Raw genomic sequence first — 20,497 nt, 5'->3', positions numbered from 1 at the left:
CGGCACTATGGGCGTCCTGAACTCGGGTGGGTTGCCTACAGGGTCCGCGACCTCTTGATGATCGCTTCGATGCCGACCACGCAGGTCGTGGCAACCTCACCGCATCGGCGGTGCGTACATAAGCCCACCCTGGGAGGCGAGACGGTTGGCACCGCGCTCGATGCCCAGCGGCGCGAGGTTCCGCTCCCAAACCTCACCGTAGTTGCCGACCTGGCTGATCACGTTGAAGGCCCAGGCGTTGTCCACCCCGAGCGCAGTCCCCAGCTCGCCCTGGGTGCCGAGCAGGCGCTGCACCGACGGATCCGTGGTCGTGCGCCTCTGCTCGGCGGCGTTCGCGCTCGTCACCCCCGCCTCCTCGGCCGCGACCAGCACTGCACCGGTCCACCGCACCAGGTCGAACCAGCGGTCATCGCCCTTGCGCACCATGGCCCCGACGGGTTCGGAGCTGATCCGCTCAGGCAGGATGACCAGCCCCTTGTCGGGCTGCGTGGCCCGGAAAGCCCCGAGGTAGGAGGCGTCGTTGGCCCAGGCGTCGCACCGGCCAGCCAGGAAGGCCGCCCCGGTCTCGGCCACGCCGCCGAACAGGACGGGCGTGAAGTTGAGGCCGTTGGCCCGGAAATAGGCCGCGACGTCCAGCTCCGTCGTGGTTCCCTGCAGCAGGCAGACCGTGGCTCCGTCCAGGCCCTTCGCCGAGGTCACCCCGGCATCGCCACGCACCACGAAGGCGGTGCCGTCGTGGAAGTTGACCCAGGCCATGCTCAGCCCCAGCGAGGCCTCCCGGGTCAGAGTCCAGCTGGTGTTGCGCACCAGCAGGTCCACCTCGCCCGATTGCAGGGCCGTGAAGCGCGCCTGCGGAGAGAGGGGAACGAAGCGGACCAGCTTGGCATCGCCCAGGGCGGCGGCGGCAACGGCACGGCAGGTATCGGCGTCGAGCCCGCGCATCTCGCCGCGGCTGTCGGGCAGGGAGAAGCCCGGCGACTCGCCCGACACGCCGCATAGGAGGAGGCGCCGGGCGCGTACCGCGTCCAGTATGGCCGATCTGCTACTCGCTGCATTGCCTTCCTGCGTCTGCGCAGGGGAGGGGGTCGGAGCAAGCAGGCTGACCAGCGCGGCAGCGACCCCGCAAAGGGTGAAGAGAAGATGCCGTGGGCGGGCCATCGCGATTGCTCCGTCGGATTCATCATCAACGTCGGGGTGTCGTTGATGGTTGAAGGACCTGCCCCACGCTCCTCGGCACCCTGCCGCAAGCCGGCACTGGAACTGCCGCAGTTCGCGCCACGTTCCCGATCCGCCATGCCTGCTCGCCCTGCAGCCGTTCGCGACACCTCGGTCCGGACGTACCGGGCCAAGCGCGACTTCACTCAGACCCGAGAGCCATCCCCCGAGCATATCGAGGCGTCTTCAGCATCTGCCTTGAAGTTCGTTGTACAGAACATCCGTGCGACACTCGGCCGCTAGCCGAGTTGGCAATCCTGGTCGCCAAGCCTGCTGGATCGAGCTACGGCAGGAACTTGAGATGAAGGCCAAGGTGGTAGCAGGCCTCATCAACCGGGGCTGGCCGGACCCGCCCGACAAACAGACGGGCTGGACCGCAATCGCTTTTCCAGGAGCGCCTGCACTGCCCCGAGGAGTTGCGCCTGGCTGATCGGCTTCTCCAGGCGCGGGCGCTCCCGGTGCGCCGCGTCGTCGATGATCCGCACGTCCCCCGTCGCGAAGAGATAGGGCACACCCAGCTCGATCAGCCTGTCGGCAATGGGGTAGGCCGTCTTGCCGCGGCCCAGGTTCACATCCAGCACGGCCCCATCCAGCGCGCCCGCCTCCATCTCGATCAGGGCTAGGGCCTGTTCGACGCTCGGCACGGGGCCGATGACGTCGGCTCCTGCCCGGCCCAGCCATTCCTCCATGGTCTCCGCGATGAGGTACTCATCCTCGACGAGCAGGATGCGGCGGCCGGCCAACGGCCCTGTGACGCTGGACATCGGATCGCTCTGCCGCCCCAAGGGGAGGCAGCTAAGTGCGGCAACCGCATCTCGCCAGCCACAACCTGGATTACTCCAGCGGCAGCTGAATGCGGCACCGAACCCCGTCGTTCCCCAGGATGAACTCGGTCCTTGCCTCGAGCGCGTAGGCCAGCGCCTTCTCGATCAGCTGGCGACCGTAGCCGCGCCGTGTCGTCGCCCCCGGCGGCACCTGGACGCCGCTCTCGGTCCAGTCCAGCGTCAGGCGGCGTCGCCCCCTTCCATCCCGATCCACCGTCCAGCTGACGGAGAGCTGCCCGGTGCCGTTCCGCAGAGCCCCGTACTTGACGGCGTTGGTGGTCAGCTCGTGCACCGCCAGGGAGAAGTTCTGAACCTGACGAACCGTGAGATGCACCATGGGGCCGGAGACCACGACCTTCGGCGCCCGGACTTCCGTATGGGCCTGCAACTCGGCGCGCACCAGCGCTCCGACCTCGGCCGTGTCGCTGCCGAACTCGCTGAGCAGGCCCTGCGCCCGGCTGAGGGCCTGGAGGCGGGCCTGGAAGTTCGCGGCTGCCCCGTCCTCGCCGAGGGTCTTGGAGGCGACCGAGGCGATCACGCCCAGGAGGTTGCGGCTGCGGTGCTGCAACTCGGCCACCAGCACCTCCAGGCGGGCGGCGCTCCGGCGGGCTTCGGTGACGTCCTTGGCCAGCCCCGCAATCCGCTGGACGCGGCCAGCCTCGTCCATGAGCGGAAAGTCCGTGTTCTCGATCCAGCGGGTCTCCCCGTCGGACGGGCGCACGATCCGGAACGCGTTCATGACCCGCTCACCGTCCCTGACGCGGTGGACCATGGAGAGCGCCCGCTCGCGGTCCTCCGGATGAATGAGGTCGGCCCAGCGCTGAAGCGTGTCGCCGCTCAGGATGGCCTCCCGGTCCTCCCCGTAGATCGGCTCGAAAGCCGGGCTGAGATACTCGAACTGCAGGGTAGCGGCGTCCCGGATCCAGATCAGGTCCGAGGATGCCTCGGCGAATTGCCGGAACCGCTCCTCGCTCTCGCGGAGGCGCTCCTCGGCGGCACGCCGGTCGGTCACGTCCTGGCCGATCTTGAGGAACCCCCGCAGCGTGCCGTCAGGGCCGCGCAGGGCCCGGGTGGAGCCCTCGATGAACACGCGCCCGCCGTCCTTCCGGACGTGCCAGCGGATGTCGGGCGCGACATTCTCCCGGGCGGCCGTCTCGATCTCCTTCCGGTCCTGATGCGTCTCCCGGTCCTCTGGCGTGAAGGTGATGGCCGCGGCTTGGCCGACCGCCTCACTCGCCGTCCAGCCAAAGACGGCCTGAGCTCCGGGCAGCCAGTCGGTGATCCGGTCCTCCGGGTCCGTGACGAAGATGGCGTAGTCGAGGGCCGCCTCGACGGTCAGGCGAAAGCGTTCCTCCGCCGAGCGCAGCTCCTGGGCCATGAGCAGCCGGTCGATAACGGGGCCGATGATGGTGGTGTAGGTGCGGAGGAACCCGCTGTCGTCCTCGCCGAAGTCGCGCGGCTCGGTCGCATCCACCTCCAGCAGGCCGTAGGCCCGCCCCCCTGGCCGGATGATGGGCACGTTCACGAAGGCAACCACCCCGGCGTCCCGCATGAAGGGCGGAAACACGAAGCGATCCTCGCTTCTGATGTCCTGTGTCACCACCGGCTCGCCAGCCTCGATGGCGAAGGTCTCGGACGTGCGCTCCTTCATCCGCATGGAGAGATGCCCCACGATGCCGGGATCCCAGCCAACGCCCGCCCGGACCAGCAGGGATCTCCCCTCATCCCCGATCTCCAGGATCTTGGAGCGCCCGGTTCCCAGCGCCTTCCCAACGAGGCGGCAGGCCTCCTGCAGGAGCATGTCTAGGTCCTGGGATCGCAGCGCGAGCTGCCCGAAATCGGCGAGGACCTGCTGTCGCCCCATGATGGTCAGGTGGTCAGGCATGTCAGATCCTCGTCCTGGCCATCCATCTAGACGGCAGGGAGGCCTGTGCCGAACAACCCAGGACGCACCTCGTGGATGTAGGCCAACGCTGGAGGGGGTAATTCGTAACGGAATCTTACCGAATTCGGCATCGTTCGGTCCCAAGGGGATGGCCCGCCAGGCGAATTCGCATTCCGGGTCCGAACTGGCCGAACGGTGCCGGGGTGGGCTTACGAGCCCGACCAGACCAGGGCCTGAAGTGCCTCGGCCATCTTGGGAGGGCTCATGATCACGTCGGCTCGCCCGAGATCGATGGCGTAGCTGTCCGTCATTCACTGCACCGTTTCGGGGAACAGGCGCTGCCCGTCAGGTCCGAGATCGCGCTCGCGGAGGCGAGCAGCGTCATCGGGCTGTCGCGCGCGATCGCTGGTCAGATTGGCATGCTGGTGGGCGGCCTCGGGGTCAGCCAGACCTACGCCTCGGTGGCGAGACATCTGGTGCAATCGGGCGCGCTGCTTCCCGTCCTGGAGGATTGCACAGACGGGGCCCTGCCGATCTCCGTCGTCAATGCACTGACCAAGCGGCTGAACGCGAGAGTGCGGACTTTCGTGGACTGGGTCAAAGAGCGTCTTTCGAGCGAGCAGAGCAGAGCCGCAGATCCGCTCGTTGCCTGATGGCTGCCATCCCGGATGATCTGCCCGGAAGCGGCCGTGCCGCTATCGGCCAACTCCGGTGGTTCACCTACCCGTCCCAGTATGGCGGGTCGCCGAAAGCGGCTTTGATCTCGTCCACCATGGCGCGCAGCTTCGCGGACGCGCGCCGTCCTTCCGGGTGGGCGACGTAGATGAACTCGGCCTCCGTGTCGGCGCCGAGGTCGATGACCCGGAGCGTCCCGGCTTTGACATCCGCGTTCGCGATGAAGGTCGGCAGGAGAGCGATGCCCAGCCCGGCCAGCGCGGCATCCCGCATGACATCCCCGTTGTTCACTCGCAGGGCAAGGCGGCCCCGCACGATCCTCGGTCCATCGGGGCCGACGAAGCGCCAGTCCAGGTGGCTGCGGTTCGTGTAGAAGATGCCCCGGTGCTTCTCCAGCGCGGGGACGGAAGCGGGCACGCCGTGCCGTTCGAGATAATCCGGCGACGCCACCAGGATCCGCCGGCTCGGGGCCAGGCGCCAGACCGTCAGGCGGCTGTCTGCGATCGGACCGTGCCGAACCACCGCATCGTAGCCATCCGCGGCGGCATCCACCCGCCGGTCATCAAGGTCCAGCGTGAGTTCCACTCCGGGATGTCGCCCGAGGAAGCCGTAGAGCGCGGGGCCGAGATGCATGCGGCCGAAGGTCACCGGGGCCGAGATGCGCAGGGGGCCACGCAGCATTCCCCGTCGCTCCGCGACCATGACGGCGGCTGCCTCGACGTCCCGCGTGATCTGTGCCGCACTCTCGAGGAAGCTCGTTCCGTCCTCCGTCAGGGTCAGCTTGCGCGTGCTGCGATGCAGGAGCGGCGCGCCGAGGCTTCGTTCGAGTTCCGCCAGCCGGTCGCTGACCACCGATTTCGACAGTCCGAGGCGCCGGGCGCCGGCGCTGATGGAACCGGCCTCCGCGACAGCGACAAAGGTCGAGAGGCCTTCCAGCTTCATGCGTTCGGCTTTCCCGGCGGCCAAGTTCCCGGTCCGCAGCCTAATCGGAACGGTGCATGGCCGCTACGTTCGGCACGACCCGGGAGCCTCCGGGCCATGATCCGCGTCAGGAGACCACCGTCATGCGCAAGCTCTTCCTCGGCTTCCTCGGTGCCCTGGCCGCCGTCTGGCCCGCGCTGGCGCAGCCACAGCCCTTTCCGCCCGAGTTCCGGATGCAGGACATCCAGACCCCGGCCGTCACCATCCACACCCGGGTCGGCGGGTCCGGCCCGCCTGTCGTGCTGCTGCACGGCTACGGCGAGACCGGCGACATGTGGGCCCCGCTGGCGGCCGACCTGGCCCGCGACCACCGGGTGATCGTGCCCGACCTGCGCGGCCTGGGCCTGTCCTCGAAGCCCCCCGGCGGCTTCGACAAGAAGACGCAGGCGGGCGACCTCGCGGCGGTGCTGGCGGCGCTCGGCATCGGCGGGATCGATCTCGTGGCGCACGACATCGGCAACATGGTCGCCTTCCAGTTCGCCGCGCAGCATCCGGACCGGGTCCGGCGCCTGGTGCTGATCGACGCCCCGGTGCCGGGTGTCGGCCCATGGGAGGAGATCCTGAAGAACCCGCTGCTCTGGCACTTCGGCTTCGGCGGGCCGGACATGGAGCGGCTGGTCGCGGGGCGCGAGCGCATCTACCTCGACCGCTTCTGGAACGAGTTCTCCGCCGACCCGGCCCGGTTCGGCGAGGCGGCGCGGGCCCATTACGCCGGGCTCTACGCCCTGCCTGGCGCCATGCACTCCGGCTTCGCCCAGTTCGCCGCCTTCGACCAGGACGCCTTGGACAACCGTGCCTGGCTCGCCACCGGCGCCCGGCTGGGGATGCCGGTGCTGGCCGTGGGAGGTGAGAAGTCCTTCGGGGCGACGATGGCGGAGATCATGCGTGCCGGTGCGACGGATGTGCGTGAGGCGATCGTGCCCGCGTCAGGGCACTGGATCATGGAGGAGAACCCGCAGGCGACTACTGCCCTCGTCCGAGCCTTCCTGGGAGGGAGGGACTGAATAGAGGGGCGGTAGCGCTGGGCGGCTGGTCCGCCGCGCTTCCCAGCGCATCTGGTTTTCTTCAGCATAGGCCAGAGGGCGGCCGTGCCGCTCTCGGCCAAGATCAACCGCCCGTGGCGACGCTGAGATGGCCTGAGACGGGGTGGCTGCGGCGCTAGCACTCCCGCCTAGGCACCTGCCGGAGTGGGTGGCTTTCAGACCGACCGCGCGAAGTTCAAGGAGCGCAGTTCAGCGAGATGGCAGCGGCTCCGACATCCCGGTCCGCTGGATTTTCAGCGGACCGAGCGCAAGGCGCGGGACAGACCGTCAGCTGAGTAGGGCTTGTGCAGCAACTCGAAGCCCTGGGCGCCGCCGTTCGCGAGCACATGACTGTAGCCGCTGGTCAGGACCACCCGCAGGTCTGGCCAGCGACGACGAACCTCCTTGCCGAGTTCCACTCCGTTCATCCCGGGCATGACCACGTCCGAGAACACCACGTCGAAGCGGCTGGCGTCTTGTTCCAGGAAATCCAACGCGGCCTGAGCGTTCGGTGCCCAGGTCGCCGTATAGCCGAGATCCTCCAGCAACTGCTTGGCGAAGTCGCCGACCTGCGTGTTGTCCTCGACCAGCAGCACGCACCTGCCCTCCGGCTCATGAGCCTCGGCAGAAGCGCCCGAAGCCCTGGCCGCCAGGAGCGGCTTTGCCTCGGCTTTCGGCAGGTAGAGGGTGAAGATCGTACCCTGGCCGACCTCGCTCTCGACGTGGATCTCGCCTCCCGACTGCTTGGCGAAGCCATAGACCTGGGACAGTCCTAGGCCGGTGCCTTTGCCGACTTCCTTGGTCGTGAAGAATGGCTCGAAGATGCTGCCCAGCACCTCCGGCCTGATTCCCGCTCCCGTGTCGGACATGGAAACCGCCACGAATTCGCTTCGGGTGCCTGCATGGCCTCGGGTCGGTGGCAACTCATGCGCCAGCCAGGTCCGTAGGGTCAGGCGGCCCTCGCCCTCCATGGCATCCCGGGCGTTCACCGCGAGGTTGACCAGGGCCGTCTCGAACTGGTTCGGGTCGGCCTCGACGACGCATCCCTCACACTCGATCAGCGTCCTGATCGCGATACGCGCTCCCACCAGTGGGCGAACAAGGTCCGTGACAGCTTGGACCCGCTCGCCCACTGCGAAGGCCTCCGGCTGGAGGGGCTGCCGCCGCGCGAATGCCAGGAGCTGACGCGTAAGCTTCGCCGCCCGGCCCGCCGTCTCCGAGATCGCCTCGATATAGCGCTGGCGCCTCCCTTCCGAGAGGTTCGGACGGCGGAGAAGCTCAGCCGATGAGCCGATGATGGTCAGGAGGTTGTTGAAGTCGTGCGCGACGCCGCCGGTCAACTGCCCTACGGCCTCGAGCTTCTGGCTCTGTCGGAGCGCATCCTCATGCCGCCTCAGTTCCTCGGTGCGCCGGGACACCTCGATCTCGAGATGCTCGTTGAGCTGCCGCAGCTCCCTTTCCGACCGCCTGCGCTCGGTGACGTCGAGCATGGCGCCGATGATCCGCAGAGGCTCGCCGTCCGGTCCGCGCACCATGAAGCCGCGGTCGAGCACATCGGCATAGGACCCGTCAGCTCGCCGAAAGCGGTACTCGCCCGACCAGCGGCTGCTGGTGCCGTCAATCATTACATGGATGGATCCGCTGACGCGCTCCCGGTCATCCGGGTGGATCTGCTCGATCCACCAATCACCGGACGGGCCCACATCCTCCGGCCGATAGCCATAGGCTTCATGGAGCGCCTCATTCCACTCGATGCTGTTTTGGCGCAGGTCCCAGTCCCAGATGGCGTCGTTGGTGGCGCGGACAGCGAGACGGTAGCGTTCCTCGCTCTGGCGCAGCGCCTCCTCCGTCCTCCTTCGATCGGTGACGTCCAGAACGAACTCGACGGCTTCGCCATTAACCCGGCGTGGCGCGAACAGGCCCCACCAGCGCGAGCCGTCCTTGCGGTAATACTGCTTCTCGTAAGGAGTCGCCTCGCCGAAAGTGGTCAACTCCTGGACGGCCTTCCGTGAGGCCCGATGGAACTCCGGCGGCGTCAACTCCTGCCAAGTCTTGCCAATCACCTCCTCGCGGCTGAAGCCGGTCATCCGCAGGAAGGCGTCGTTCACCTCCGTCAGGCTGAATCCCGGTCCCCAGAACAGCACGCCAACCGTCCTGATGCTGAGCGCGGTCCGCAGCCGCTCCTCACTGTGGCGCAGGGCCTCCACAGCCTCCCTTTCGACGGTCACGTCGTGGGAAATGCCCGCAACGCGGACGATGGCATCGCCATGACCTCGGATGGGAAAGCCGGTGTCGCGAATCCAGCGCACGCCGCCGTCCGGCCGCAGGATGCGATACTCCAGCACTTGGGCTTCACCACCGAGTAGACGCGGCATGGCGCTCAAGACGCGCTGCCGGTCCTCGGGGTGAACGGTCTCCGCCCAATGGGTGAGATCGCGCATGATCCTGTCACGCGGCTCGCCCCATACACGCTCATAGGCCGGGCTGAGATACTCCAGCCGTCTCTCACCGGCATCGATGATCCAGAGCACGTCGGCGGAGTTCTCGGCGAAGCCATGGAGCCGCGTGCTCGTCTCGCGCAGCAGTTCCTCGGCGCTCGCCTGCTCCGTGCGATCCCGAATGATCTTGACGTAGCCGAGGTGCTCGCCGGTCTCGGTTTCCTCAAGCCGGGTCATGGAGCCGGAGCCCCAGAAGTGTGTGCCGTCCTTCCGGAGATGCCAACGCTCGTCCACGGCCCGCCCATCCTTCCGGGCGGTTTCCATCTCCTGCTCACAGGCCCCCTTCGCCTGATCCTCGGGCGTGAAGATCATGCAGGCGTCCTGGCCGACCGCCTCAGCCTCCGACCAGCCCATGATGCGCTCGGCGGGCGCATTCCAGCTGGTGATGATGCCGTCGAGGTCGGTCGTGAAGATCGCGAAGTCGGCCGTGCTCTCCAGGACAAGTTCCGCAAGGCGGCCGCGGCTCAGTTGTCCGGAACGGGGAACGCCTACTTTAGACCCGCTCATCGGCATCGCTCGAGCAGAGGCTTGGGGATTGGTCCTGCCGAGCGGAGACCGGTTGCGCTTCGGCGCGCTCCAGCAGGCGCAGGCCCGCGCGAACGACCTCGCTTGAGCTTTAGTATCGGCCCGATGCAACCAGTCGCGCGACGAAGCCGCAAAGCTCGCCCGTCAGGGCGACATGGAGACTGTGGTGGGCGGGCATGACTCAACCCGTGTAAGGCGGTGTAATGAGGGTGTCACCCCACAAGCGGTTGATTTCCTAACCTTCGGCCACCCATCGAGAACCGAGCCAAGAGCCTGGAAGTTCTGGTGCTCTCGCATCCGAAGTCTCCGTCTCGGGCTGGAGCGCTGCCTGGCCTCGCCTGCCCTGACCGCGCTCAACGAACTGGCTGAGGCCTGTCGGCCGCAAGCCTGGCGAATGCTCGGACTGTCATCGCCCCTGCTCGCCAGTGCTCAACCGGCCGTCGATCCTGCCTGTTATGCACGGTGCGGGAGCGCAGTCCCATTCGGATCCTGTCCACCGCTGCTGCCCAGCAGCCTGTCCATCATTCCGGGCAGGCCGCCCCCACCCAGTTCCCCCTCATGCTGAGGAAGGCTTCCCTGCGGCGTCGCTTGGTCGACGAATTGGGGGAGCAACCTGCTCAGCTCATCGAGCACGCTGGCGCGGTCGGTGCCCGCGTGGCGCGCCGCTTCGTCGAGGTCCTGCGGATCGATGCTGCTCTCGAGGTCCTGAGGCGAGATCCCCTCGTTCGGGCCGGGCGCCATCCAGGAGTCCACCTGTCGGCCAAGGCCCTGGCTTCGCAATCCGCCGAGAAGGCCACCCAGGCCGCCCAGCAGGCCGCCCAGACCGCCTCCCGCACCTCCCGACATCGGAGTGCCCTGGCCGCCTAGCAATCCTCCGAGCAAGCCGCCGAGACCGCCACCGGCGGCACCGCCAGCCATGGGCGAACCAGCTCCTCCGCCAAGCAGCCCTCCGAGGAGGCCACCCAGGCCTCCACCGGCCGGTGCGGCGCCGGGGCCGCCCTGCATCCCGCCAGCCTGCGCGCCTCCTGCCTGGGAGTGCTTGAGCAGCTGCTGGACGAGGAGCGCCATCGCGGCCGCCTTGACGCTGTTGGGGATCGCGCCGAGCAAGCCGCCGCCTGACCGCCCGAAAAGGTTCTCGCTCATGGTGATGGGTCCCGTCGGCTGGTGCTTCGAATTGAACGCGCCGCCCGATGGCGGCGTTGCTGCGGCTTCAAGGTACATCGATGCAGGAGGGCGTCGGGAACTCCCGTGCTCGGGCCGTGGCCAGAGGAGCGCAAGGTGGGAAGGAAAGTGGTTCTGGCGCACTTGGTCGGGCCAAGCGCTGCTGAATGGCAGGGATTCTGCCACGTTTGCCAGCCTTCGAGACCTGCCCGCCGCCGGCCGGGCCGGACGGACGCAGGAAGCCGCATCCCGGGCAGAATCCGCCGCAATATGTCGGCCTGCAAACCTCACGCAGTCCGCGAAGACGGCAGGGCCGGTTAGCTCGGCATCCATTCGGCGGCGAGGACGGTACCGGTCTCTGATTCGGTGACGAAGACCCTTGTTCCATCAGCGCCAAAGGCGAGGTTGGTCGTGGTCGCACCGCGGCACGAACGGAAACGCGCGATAGGCTCTCCTTGCACGGAAAGGACGAACACGCTTCCAAGCGACGCGTGGGCGACGAGGATGTTGCCCCTAGGGTCCATCGCCAGGCCGTCCGGACCGGAGGTGCCGTGAAAGGAGGCGAAGCGGCCGACCTTGGCCGTGCTGCCGTCGGGGAGGAGCGGTACGCGCCAGACCGCATTGTCGCGCGTCATGGCGACGAACAGCACCTCCTCATCCGGTGACAGGACGAGGCCGTTCGGGCTCGGGCCGTTAGAGAGGAGAAGGTCGAGACGGCCATCGGAACTCAGGCGGTAGACCCGCCCCGTCGGGTCGTGCAGGCCGCTCTGGCCCTGATCGGTGAAGTAGAGGTCACCGTTACGGGCAAAGACGAGGTCGTTCGGCCCCTTGAAGCGCTCGGAGTTGCGGCGCGTGAGAACCGGGGTGATCTGCCCCGTCGCGAGGTCGAGCGAGAGGATGCCCTGCTTGTAGTCGGCAACGTAGAACCGCGTGCCGTCCGGGTGCAGCGCCAGGCCGTTCGGCTCGCCGTCATACTCAACGACGCAGGTCCAGCTCCCCTCAGGCGAGATGCGGAAGATGCGCCCGTGCGGGATATCGGTGACGTGCAGATTGCCGTCCCGGTCAAAGCAGGGCCCCTCCAGGAAGCAGCCCACCGGCAGGCCGCGCTTGTTGGCGCGGGACCACTCGGTAACGACGGGGCGGCGGAACTCCGCGGGCATCTCGGTGTGCGCGCGGGTGGCAATGTCGCGGGGCTGGGCGAAGAGGATCATCCGTTCGTCTCCGGCTCGATTGGTGGCGGTGCGGGGATCAGCCGCCGATGCCGCGCGACAGGAGGGCGGCCTCCCCGGTGATCATCGCGGCGAGCGCCCCGTGATCCTCGGCCTCGAAGCGGCTCCTCGGGCCGATGATGCCGAGGGCGCCGACAAAGTGGCGCCCGCGCCCGAAGACCGGCGCCGCGAGCGCCGCCACCTCAGGGTCGCGCTCGCCGAGGGACAGGTACCAGCCCCGGGTTCGAACCTCGTCGTGCAGCGGATCCGCCTCGCCGGTGTAGGCCATCAGCACGCGCCCGGCCGCGCCCCGGTCCAGCGGCAGCGCCGAGCCTTCCTCCACGTGGTGCCGGATGAGGCGAGGGGAGTGGTGCCGGTAGAGGCAGACGCGCCTGTCGCCCTCGCGGACGTAGAAGGCGGCGGTCTCGCCCGTGCGCTCGACCAGGCGCGCCAGCACGGGCCGGACGTGATCGGCGAGGTCGAAGGCATCGCGGTAGAGCAGGCCGAGGCGCAGCGGGGTGGGACCGAGGCGGAACAGGCCGTCGGCTCCGCGGTGAAGGTAGCCGAAGCGGTCGAGCGATGCGGCGAGACGGAGGACGGTGCTGGGATAGAAGCCCGTGCGCGCGGCGATCTCGGCAAGCGAGAGCCGCGGCGCGCCATCGGAGAAGGCGTCGAGGATCGACAGGGCGCGCTCGACCGCCTCAACCCGCGGCTCGGCGGCGTCGTTCGGCCCTTCCAGGGGCCGGGCGGCCGAGGGTGGGCGGCCGCGGCGGCGCGGCAGGGTGGTGTTCTCGGGCTTGGTCACGCCGGATCCCTCCTCCGGGGCTGCCCCGCGGGCAACGTATTTTTCCGTTGACGCGCCATCGCCGGCGTCGCTAGGTATTTCTACAGAACGCATATAATTTCTGTCAAACAGAAATGTTGGCCAGCGGTGTGGGACAATCCTCACCGGCGAAACCGAGCACGAAGAAGGAAACGCCAAATGACCCACGCCCATCTGTCCCGCCGTGCCCTGTTGGCTGCTGGCGGTGCCGCCCTTGCTGCCCCGGCGGCCCTGCGAGCACAGACAGCTTGGCCAACCGCGCCAGTGCGGGTGATCCTGCCCTACGCACCCGGCGGCCCGACCGACGTCATCGCCCGCCTCCTCTGCGACACCCTTTCGCAGCGGCTGCCGCAACGCTTCGTGGTGGAAAACCGCACCGGCGCGGGCGGCAACATCGGGGCTTCGGCCGTGGCCAAGGCCCGGCCCGACGGCACGACCTTCCTCTTCACCAACACCGGCCACGCCGTGAACCGCGCCCTCTACGCCCGGCTCGACTACGATCCGGCGAAGGATCTCACCCCCGTCACCATCGTCGCCGAGAGTCCGATGGTGCTGCTCGTGCCGAACTCGTCTCCCGCCAAGACCCTCGCCGAGTTCGTGGCCCGCGTCCGCGCTAAGCCCGGCGAGTACTCCTATGGCAGCACCGGCACGGGCGGCGCCCTCCAGCTCGTCTCCCTCCTCATCACCCGGGCTGCCGGGCTGAAGATGGAGGAGGTGCCGTATCGTGGCAGCGCGCCCGCGGCGCAGGACCTGATCTCCGGGCGGCTGGAGATGCTCTACGATGCCGGAGCCACCGCCTTCCCGCTCGCCACCGCTGGCCAGGCGCGGGCGCTCGCCGTGTCCTCGGCCCAGCGCAGCACGGTCATGCCGGACGTTCCGACGGTGGCGGAGGCGGGCTTCCCCGAGGCGACCTTCTCCGTCTGGCAGGGGCTGCTGGCCCCCGCTGGTACGCCGCAGCCGATCCTGGAACGCCTCCAGGCGGAGGTCGCGGCGGTGCTGGCTGAGGGTTCGCTTCGCGCCCGCCTCGTCGAGCTCGGCGCCGAGCGGATCATCGCCAACAAGCCGGACGAGGCGCGCGCCTACATCAACGCGGAGATGGCGCGCTGGGAGCGCGTGCTCCGCGAAGCTGGCGCCCGGCCGCAGTGAGTGTGAACGGGACCATGGACATCTTCATCAGCGAAGTCGGCCCGCGGGACGGGCTGCAGAGCATCCACCGGACCATGCCGACCGCGGCGAAGATCGCCTGGGTGCGGGCACTCGCCGCCGCCGGGCTGCGCGAGATCGAGGTCGGCTCCTTCGTGAACCCGAAGCGCCTGCCCCAGATGGCGGACGCGGCGGAGGTGGTCCGCGCCGCGCGCGAGATTCCCGGCCTGACCGTGATGGCGCTGGCCCCCAACCTCCGGGGTGTCCAGGGCGCGGCGGAGGCGGGGGTGGACAAGGTCACCATGCCCGTCTCGGCCTCGGAGCCGCACTCCATCGCCAACATCGGCATGACGCACGAGCAGGTACTGGCCGAGGTGGCGAGGGTGATCGCGTACCGCGACGGTCTGCCGGAAGACCGGCGGCCCGAGATCGAGGTCGGTATCTCCACCGCCTTCGGCTGTACCATAGCGGGCCCCGTGGACGAGGACTGGGTGATCGACCTGGCCGTCCGGCTCGCCGGGCTTGGGGTGGACAGCGTGGGGCTCTCGGACGGGGTAGGCTACGCCAACCCGGCCCAGGTGCGGCGGCTCTTCATGCGTCTGAAGGAGGAAATCGGCGGGAAGGCGGGCGGCGCGCACCTGCACAACACGCGGGGACAGGGGCTGGCCAACGTCGTGGCCGCCCTGGAAGCGGGGGTGACGACCTTCGATTCCTCCCAGGGCGGGATCGGCGGCTGCCCATACTCTCCCGGCGCCACCGGCAACATCGTCACCGAGGACCTCGTCTGGATGCTGGAGGCGATGGGCCACGACACCGGCGTGGATCTGGCTAAGCTGGCGGAGGCGCGGCGCGTGCTGGCCGAGGCCCTGCCGGGCGAGCCGCTCTACGGCCACCTGCCGGATGTCGGCACCGAGAAGGGCTTCTCCTACGCCGCGCGCGGCCCGGTGCCGGAGGGAACCGGCCGCAGCGCCGAGGCGAAGGCCTGCGCGGCATGAGCGGCGCTCCTCTTCCGCTGGAGGGCGTGCGCGTCCTCGACCTGACGAACGTCCTGGCCGGGCCTTTCTGCACCTACCAACTCGCCCTCATGGGTGCCGAGGTGATCAAGGTGGAGCAGCCGGTCCGGGGCGACCTCGCCCGCCGCCTCGGTGCCGACCCGGAGGCGGCAAAGCGCGGAATGGGCGCCTCCTTCGTTGCGGTGAACGGCGGCAAGCAGTCGGTCACGCTCGACCTGAAGCATCCGGAGGGCAAGGAGATCCTCCGGCGCCTCGTCGCCGAGGCCGACGTGCTGGTGGAGAACTTCCGGCCCGGCGTGATGGACCGTCTGGGCCTCGGCTACGACGTGCTGCGCGCGGTCAGGCCGTCGCTCGTCTACTGCGCCATCTCCGGCTTCGGAAAGGATGGTCCCTTCGCGTCCCGCCCCGCCTACGATCAGATCATCCAGGGCGTCTCCGGTGTCATGAGCATCACCGGCGATGCGGAATCGGCGCCGCTGCGCGTGGGCTACCCCGTGTCCGACACGGTCGGCGGGCTGACGGCGGCCTTCGCGGTCGCCTCCGCGCTCGTCGGCGCCCGCGCGACGGGTGTCGGGCGCTATCTCGACGTGTCCATGCTGGAGGCGACGCTGGCCACCATGGGCTGGGTCGTCTCAAACTACCTGAACGCGGGCGTCCACCCCACGCCGATGGGCAATGCGAACTTCACCGCGGCGCCGTCCGGCACCTTCCGGACCGGCGAGGGCCTGATCAACATCGCCGCCAACGAGGACAAGCAGTACGCCGCCCTCTGCGACGAGGTGGGGCGGCCGGACCTGAAGGCCGATCCGCGCTTCGCGGACCGCCACGCGCGCAAGACCAACCGCGCCTCGCTCACGGTGGAGCTGGAGGCGGCGCTCGCCGCCCGCGGCGCGGCGGAATGGGAGGAGCGCCTGATCCGCGCGGGCGTCCCGGCCGGGCAGGTCCTCACCGTGCCGGAGATCGTCGAGCACCCACACCTGCGCGGCCGCGGCTTCGTCGCCGAGATGGATGCACCGGAGGGGCCCCAGCGCGTCACCCGCTGCGGCTTCCGCTTCGGCGACAGCAACCCGGCCCCGTCCGGCCCTGCTCCCGCGCTCTCGGCCGACACCGCGGCATGGCTGGAGCGGCTGGGCTACGGCGCGGACGACATCGAGCGCCTGAGGGAAGCTGAAACAATCTGAGCGGCACCGCCGCCTGCCGACAAACGAAGAGCCGGGCACGTGCCCCGGCCGGGACCACACGTGCGCAAACGCGCGAGATAGGGAGGATACCATGAACCGACGCGACCTGTTCCTGGCGAGCGCGGGAGGCGCCTTTACGGGGCTCCTGCCTTCGGCCGTTCGCGCCCAGGCCACTTGGCCCGACCGCCCGATCCGGCTCATCGTGCCGTTCCCGCCTGCGGGCGGCACGGACGTCATCGCGCGCGAGATCGCGGCCAGGCTCGGCGCCGCGACAGGCTGGAACATCGTGATCGACAACCGCCCGGGGGCTGGCGGCAACATCGGCCTGGAGGCCGTCGCGAAGGCGGCGCCGGATGGCTACACGCTCGGCATGGGCCAGGCGGCCAACCTGGCGATCAACCCCGCCCTCTACCCGCGCATGCCCTTCGACCCGCTGCGGGACTTCGCGCTGGTCTCGACCGTCGCCGTGCAGCCCAACGTCCTCGTGGTGGCGAAGAACGCACCCTACCGAACGCTCGCGGACCTCGTCTCCGCCGCGCGCTCCAGGCGCAGCCAGCTGACTGCGGGCAATGCGGGCAACGGGACCGTCGGGCACCTGGCGGGGGAGATCTTCGCCCGGAAGGCCGGATTCGAGATCATCTCGGTGCCCTACAGGGGCGCCAGCCCGGTGGTGACCGACCTCCTTGCGGGCCGCGTGGACCTGTTCTTCGCCAACCCGCTCGCCGTGAAGGGTACGCTGGAGTCCGGTGACGTTCGCGCCCTCGCCGTCACCTCGGCAACCCGCATGAGGGCGCTCCCTGACGTACCGACGATTGCCGAGGCCGGCTACGCGGGCTTCGAGGCGGTGAACTGGACGGGGCTGGTCGCGCCCGCCGGTACGCCCGCTCCCGTCATCAGCCGCCTCAACGAGGAGGTCCGCAAGGCGCTCGGCCAGGACGAGGTGGTGGCCCGCCTCGCGGCCGAGGGAAGCGAGCCGAAGGGCTCCACGCCGGAGGAGTTCCGGATCTTCCTCGCCGCCGAGCACGAGAAGTGGGGTCGGGCCGTGCGGGACGCCCGCGTGCAGCTCGACTAGCCTGTTCCGGGCGCTGCAGCACGCTCCCGCGGCGGCGCCCGACCAGCGCTCACCAGAATGAGGAGGAAATCCATGCTCCGCCTGTCGCGCCGCAGCCTTGCCCTCAGCATGCCCGCCCTCATCACACTGCGGCCTTCGTCGGGCCGGGCCGCCGAGGACAAGTACTTCGACTCCGCCGGGGTTCGGATCCGCTACGTCGAGGCGGGCCAGGGCGACCCAGTGGTCCTCGTGCATGGCTTCTCCAGTAACGTCGAGAACCAGTGGGTCCGGTCCGGCGTCATGCCGAAGCTCGCCGACCGCTATCGGGTGATCGCCTTCGACGGCCGGGGCCACGGCCTGAGCGACAAGCCGCACGATCCAGCGCTCTACGGTCCGGAAGCGTCGCGCGACACGTCGCGCCTGCTGGATCATCTGGGGCTGAGAAAGGCGCACGTCGTCGGCTACTCGCTGGGCGCGCACTTGGTGGCTTGGCTCGTCACGGACAGCCCGGACCGCTTCGTCACCTGCACCCTGGGCGGTGCCTGCGGCCGCTTCCGCTGGTCCGAGGAGAAGACCGCCGAGGTCCTGGCCGAAGCCGCCGAGATGGATGAGGGGCTTCAGCGGTCGCAAATCCTGCGCCTCTGGCCGAAGGACCAGCCGCCCCCGTCCGACGAGCAGATCCGGGCACAATCCGCCCGGGCCCTGGCAGGGCAGGACCACAAGGCGCTGGCAGCGTCGCGGCGCGGCGGCCTGCGCCTCGTGATGCCCGAGGAGAGGATGGCGGCCATTACGGTGCCGGCCATCGGCATCGTCGGCAGCGCCGACGGCTACCTGGCCGACTTCACGGCCCTGAGACAGATCAATCCCCGGATCGACGTCACGGTGATCGAGGGTGCCGGACACTCCGCCGCCCCTGGTCGGCCGGAGTTCGTCCAGACCCTGGATCGGTTCCTGTCGGCACATCGCGCCTAGGCTAAGGTCAAGGCGGCCTGGCAGTGACATCCCGGCCGTATCTTCTCCACTTCGCTCCGGCTGTCTCTCGGTAGCCGGAGCCAAAAGGGCGCGCCGCTCCTGTGGCGGCCACGCCCGCCGGTGGCCTGGGTACCTCGTTGGAAGACCGGGCCACCGGGTTTGGCGCCGCTCCCGTGCGGCGGACGCTTTTCAGGGAAGGACGGACCATTGACCAAAGCCTCGGACCTACTGGTGGCGGCCCTCGAGAACGAAGGCGTGGACCGCATCTTCGGGGTGCCCGGGGAGGAGAACCTCGACGTCCTCGAAGCTCTCCGCACGTCCCGGATAGAGCTGGTCCTGACCCGTCACGAGCAACCCGCCGCCTTCATGGCGGCCACCCACGGACGCCTGACCGGCAGGCCGGGCGTCTGCCTCACCACCCTTGGCCCCGGCGCGCTCAACCTCGTCACCGGTGCCGCCTATGCCCAGCTCGGCGCCATGCCGATGGTCATGATCACCGGTCAGAAGGGGATCATGAGCAGCCGCCAGGCGGGCTTCCAGATCGTGGACACGGTCGCGGCCATGCGGCCCCTCACCAAGCTCACCCGCCAGATCGTCTCCCCCGCCACCATCCCCACCCTGGTGCGCGACGCCTTCCGCGTCGCCCAGGAGGAGCGGCCGGGCCCCGTACACCTCGAACTGCCGGAGGACGTAGCGGGCGAGGACGTCGATGCTCCGCCGCTGATCCCGCCCCACCCGGTCGAGATTCCCGTGGCGCATCCCGCCGCGCTCGACCGCGCGGCCGAGTTGATCCTGGCGGCCGAGCGGCCGCTGGTCATGCTCGGCGCCGCGACCAGCCGCCCGCGGGCCACGCGGGGGCTGGCGGGCTTCGTCCACCGCACCCGCATTCCCTTCTTCACCACGCAGATGGGCAAGGGCACCGTCCCGGGCGGCTCCAACCTCTACATGGGCACTGCGGCGCTGTCCGAGCGCGACTACGTCCACGAGGCGATCGAGCGCGCCGACCTCATCATCGCCATCGGCCACGACACGGTGGAGAAGCCGCCCTTCATCATGGGCCCGGGCGGGCCGAAGGTGATCCACGTCTCCTATACCCCGGCCCATGTCGAGCAGGTCTACTTCCCGCACGCCGAGGTGGTCGGCGATGTCGGCCCCAGCCTGGAACTGCTGGCCGACCGCCTTGAGGGCCGCCTGCCCAACGCCGGGGCGCTGCTGCCGCTGCGCGAGGGTATTCTCGCCCGCATCGCCGACCGCGCCGAGGAGGAGCGGTTCCCGCCCACGCCGCAGCGCCTGGTGCGCGACATCCGCCGGGTGATGCCGGAGGACGGGATCGTCGCGCTCGACAACGGCATGTACAAGATCTGGTTCGCCCGCAACTACCGGACCACGGTCGCCAACACGCTGCTGCTGGACAACGCGCTGGCCACGATGGGTGCGGGCCTTCCGTCGGCCATGATGGCGGCGATGCTGAATCCGGCGCGGCGCGTGCTCGCGGTCTGCGGCGATGGCGGCTTCATGATGAACAGCCAGGAAATGGAAACGGCCGTCCGGCTCGGCCTCAACCTCGTGGTGCTGGTGCTGGAGGACGGCGCCTACGGCATGATCCGCTGGAAGCAGGCGGTGGATGCGTTCCCCGACTTCGGCATGACCTTCGGCAACCCGGATTTCGTCCGCTATGCCGAGGCCTATGGTGCCAAGGGGCATCGCGTCGCGGCGACCGAGGATCTGGTCCCGACATTGGAGGCGGCCTTCCAGGCGGGAGGCGTGCATCTCGTCGCGGTGCCAATCGACTACTCCGAGAACAAGCGCGTCCTGGTGGATGAGCTGAGATCCCGGTTGCCCATCGCGGACCCCGCTAACTAGCGATCAGCTGGCGGGAGCCGTTCCCCGCAGCAATCGTGGTGGCGCCGTATGGCGGCCCGCGCGGCTCAGGGACCTGATCGCGGGCCCCGAACCGGGATAGGGCTTCGCGCGTCAGGAAGAGGATCTGTTGCCGTCAGGCGGGGCGAGCTGCGCCACCGCGCTGCCCGGCTTGCGTCAGAGAAGGGAAGACCGGTGCCGCGAATGATCCCGTTCGCGGTGGTCCCGGTCACGGATGCCGGCGCGGAGGTCTGGCCGGACCGGAGCAGGCCGAGGTTGGAGCAGCACCTTTTCCATGTGACCAACCGGGAAGCGGGTTGATGATTGTGCCGTGTGGGAAGTCGTCCTGCTCCAGCTTCTCGTGCCTGATACGGCGGGGCACCATGACAGGGTTCATGGCCGGAAATCGGGCTGTCCGGGCAGGGGGCCCCTTGCGTTCCGTTGCCTGAACTGGGATGCC

General features: G+C 69.1%; 16 protein-coding genes and 1 pseudogene. 8 read left to right on the top strand and 9 right to left on the bottom strand.

What is annotated here, in order from left to right:
• Positions 1-96: 96 nt before the first annotated feature.
• The 3 genes from NRP21_RS13660 to NRP21_RS13650 all read right to left on the bottom strand — a co-directional run bounded on the left by NRP21_RS13660 (position 97) and on the right by NRP21_RS13650 (position 3,924).
• Positions 97-1,158: an amino acid ABC transporter substrate-binding protein gene (locus NRP21_RS13660; protein WP_257716766.1), complete on the bottom strand. Its 1,062-nt coding sequence runs from the start codon at positions 1,156-1,158 to the stop codon at positions 97-99.
• 386 nt (positions 1,159-1,544) lie between these two features.
• Entirely contained in the window at positions 1,545-1,979 is a 435-nt protein-coding gene (locus tag NRP21_RS13655) for a response regulator (RefSeq protein WP_257716765.1), read from the bottom strand.
• 70 nt (positions 1,980-2,049) lie between these two features.
• Positions 2,050-3,924, bottom strand: coding sequence for a PAS domain S-box protein (locus tag NRP21_RS13650; RefSeq protein WP_257716764.1), 1,875 nt, complete (start codon positions 3,922-3,924; stop codon positions 2,050-2,052).
• Between the two features lie 203 nt (positions 3,925-4,127).
• On the opposite strand from NRP21_RS13650, the gene NRP21_RS13645 reads away from it, so the two are divergent.
• A complete protein-coding gene (locus tag NRP21_RS13645) occupies positions 4,128-4,577 on the top strand; it encodes a type 2 periplasmic-binding domain-containing protein (RefSeq protein ID WP_257716763.1) in 450 nt (149 codons plus the stop codon).
• Between the two features lie 67 nt (positions 4,578-4,644).
• Here NRP21_RS13645 and NRP21_RS13640 read toward each other — a convergent pair whose 3' ends face one another.
• The gene (locus tag NRP21_RS13640) at positions 4,645-5,541 is read right to left on the bottom strand and encodes a LysR family transcriptional regulator (protein WP_257716762.1); all 897 of its coding nucleotides are present in this window, start codon (positions 5,539-5,541) and stop codon (positions 4,645-4,647) included.
• A 122-nt stretch (positions 5,542-5,663) separates the two neighbouring features.
• Between NRP21_RS13640 and NRP21_RS13635 the strand changes: the two genes are divergently transcribed.
• On the top strand, positions 5,664-6,584 hold the full coding sequence (locus NRP21_RS13635) for an alpha/beta fold hydrolase (RefSeq protein ID WP_257716761.1): 921 nt from the start codon (positions 5,664-5,666) through the stop codon (positions 6,582-6,584).
• 272 nt (positions 6,585-6,856) lie between these two features.
• Here the strand turns inward: NRP21_RS13635 and NRP21_RS13630 are convergent, their stop codons facing one another.
• From NRP21_RS13630 to NRP21_RS13615, 5 genes and pseudogenes are all read right to left on the bottom strand, one after another.
• A complete protein-coding gene (locus NRP21_RS13630) occupies positions 6,857-9,607 on the bottom strand; it encodes a PAS domain S-box protein (RefSeq protein WP_257716760.1) in 2,751 nt (916 codons plus the stop codon).
• Positions 9,594-9,707, bottom strand: a pseudogene (locus NRP21_RS28030) (hypothetical protein); the annotation flags it as partial. The pseudogene NRP21_RS28030 and the gene NRP21_RS13630, both read right to left, overlap by 14 nt.
• Before the next feature lie 371 nt (positions 9,708-10,078).
• Positions 10,079-10,768, bottom strand: coding sequence for a YidB family protein (locus tag NRP21_RS13625; protein ID WP_257716759.1), 690 nt, complete (start codon positions 10,766-10,768; stop codon positions 10,079-10,081).
• 335 nt (positions 10,769-11,103) lie between these two features.
• The gene (locus tag NRP21_RS13620) at positions 11,104-11,997 is read right to left on the bottom strand and encodes an SMP-30/gluconolactonase/LRE family protein (protein ID WP_257716758.1); all 894 of its coding nucleotides are present in this window, start codon (positions 11,995-11,997) and stop codon (positions 11,104-11,106) included.
• Positions 11,998-12,034: 37 nt separating this feature from the next.
• Positions 12,035-12,799 (bottom strand): IclR family transcriptional regulator, encoded by a 765-nt coding sequence (locus tag NRP21_RS13615; RefSeq protein ID WP_257716757.1) that lies wholly within the window; start codon positions 12,797-12,799, stop codon positions 12,035-12,037.
• A gap of 177 nt (positions 12,800-12,976) precedes the next feature.
• Here NRP21_RS13615 and NRP21_RS13610 point away from each other — a divergent pair, with 177 nt between their 5' ends.
• The 6 genes from NRP21_RS13610 (at position 12,977) to NRP21_RS13585 (ending at position 20,040) form a co-directional block, all read left to right on the top strand.
• Entirely contained in the window at positions 12,977-13,963 is a 987-nt protein-coding gene (locus NRP21_RS13610; RefSeq protein ID WP_257716756.1) for a Bug family tripartite tricarboxylate transporter substrate binding protein, read from the top strand.
• A gap of 14 nt (positions 13,964-13,977) precedes the next feature.
• Positions 13,978-14,955, top strand: a complete 978-nt coding sequence (locus NRP21_RS13605; protein ID WP_257716755.1) for a hydroxymethylglutaryl-CoA lyase — start codon at positions 13,978-13,980, stop codon at positions 14,953-14,955.
• The gene (locus NRP21_RS13600) at positions 14,952-16,154 is read left to right on the top strand and encodes a CaiB/BaiF CoA transferase family protein (protein ID WP_257716754.1); all 1,203 of its coding nucleotides are present in this window, start codon (positions 14,952-14,954) and stop codon (positions 16,152-16,154) included. The genes NRP21_RS13605 and NRP21_RS13600 overlap by 4 nt, the downstream gene beginning before the upstream one ends.
• A gap of 91 nt (positions 16,155-16,245) precedes the next feature.
• A complete protein-coding gene (locus NRP21_RS13595) occupies positions 16,246-17,226 on the top strand; it encodes a Bug family tripartite tricarboxylate transporter substrate binding protein (protein WP_257716753.1) in 981 nt (326 codons plus the stop codon).
• Between the two features lie 72 nt (positions 17,227-17,298).
• Positions 17,299-18,177 (top strand): alpha/beta fold hydrolase, encoded by an 879-nt coding sequence (locus NRP21_RS13590; RefSeq protein WP_257716752.1) that lies wholly within the window; start codon positions 17,299-17,301, stop codon positions 18,175-18,177.
• A gap of 207 nt (positions 18,178-18,384) precedes the next feature.
• The gene (locus tag NRP21_RS13585) at positions 18,385-20,040 is read left to right on the top strand and encodes an acetolactate synthase large subunit (RefSeq protein ID WP_257716751.1); all 1,656 of its coding nucleotides are present in this window, start codon (positions 18,385-18,387) and stop codon (positions 20,038-20,040) included.
• Positions 20,041-20,497 lie beyond the last annotated feature (457 nt).

It is taken from the genome of Roseomonas populi, from assembly GCF_024594815.1.
In the GTDB taxonomy this organism is placed as follows: domain Bacteria; phylum Pseudomonadota; class Alphaproteobacteria; order Acetobacterales; family Acetobacteraceae; genus Roseomonas; species Roseomonas populi.
Note: the sequence above shows the minus strand (reverse complement) of the source record. Positions and strands in the feature narration are given on the sequence as shown.

What these genes read in the sequence shown, in the direction of transcription:
- NRP21_RS13660 (WP_257716766.1), bottom strand. Translation starts at nt 1,158, where the DNA reads ATGGCCCGCCCACGGCATCTTCTCTTCACCCTTTGCGGGGTCGCTGCC.
- NRP21_RS13655 (WP_257716765.1), bottom strand. Translation starts at nt 1,979, where the DNA reads ATGTCCAGCGTCACAGGGCCGTTGGCCGGCCGCCGCATCCTGCTCGTC.
- NRP21_RS13650 (WP_257716764.1), bottom strand. Translation starts at nt 3,924, where the DNA reads ATGCCTGACCACCTGACCATCATGGGGCGACAGCAGGTCCTCGCCGAT.
- NRP21_RS13640 (WP_257716762.1), bottom strand. Translation starts at nt 5,541, where the DNA reads ATGAAGCTGGAAGGCCTCTCGACCTTTGTCGCTGTCGCGGAGGCCGGT.
- NRP21_RS13635 (WP_257716761.1), top strand. Translation starts at nt 5,664, where the DNA reads ATGCGCAAGCTCTTCCTCGGCTTCCTCGGTGCCCTGGCCGCCGTCTGG.
- NRP21_RS13630 (WP_257716760.1), bottom strand. Translation starts at nt 9,607, where the DNA reads ATGAGCGGGTCTAAAGTAGGCGTTCCCCGTTCCGGACAACTGAGCCGC.
- NRP21_RS13625 (WP_257716759.1), bottom strand. Translation starts at nt 10,768, where the DNA reads ATGAGCGAGAACCTTTTCGGGCGGTCAGGCGGCGGCTTGCTCGGCGCG.
- NRP21_RS13620 (WP_257716758.1), bottom strand. Translation starts at nt 11,997, where the DNA reads ATGATCCTCTTCGCCCAGCCCCGCGACATTGCCACCCGCGCGCACACC.
- NRP21_RS13610 (WP_257716756.1), top strand. Translation starts at nt 12,977, where the DNA reads ATGACCCACGCCCATCTGTCCCGCCGTGCCCTGTTGGCTGCTGGCGGT.
- NRP21_RS13605 (WP_257716755.1), top strand. Translation starts at nt 13,978, where the DNA reads ATGGACATCTTCATCAGCGAAGTCGGCCCGCGGGACGGGCTGCAGAGC.
- NRP21_RS13600 (WP_257716754.1), top strand. Translation starts at nt 14,952, where the DNA reads ATGAGCGGCGCTCCTCTTCCGCTGGAGGGCGTGCGCGTCCTCGACCTG.
- NRP21_RS13595 (WP_257716753.1), top strand. Translation starts at nt 16,246, where the DNA reads ATGAACCGACGCGACCTGTTCCTGGCGAGCGCGGGAGGCGCCTTTACG.
- NRP21_RS13590 (WP_257716752.1), top strand. Translation starts at nt 17,299, where the DNA reads ATGCTCCGCCTGTCGCGCCGCAGCCTTGCCCTCAGCATGCCCGCCCTC.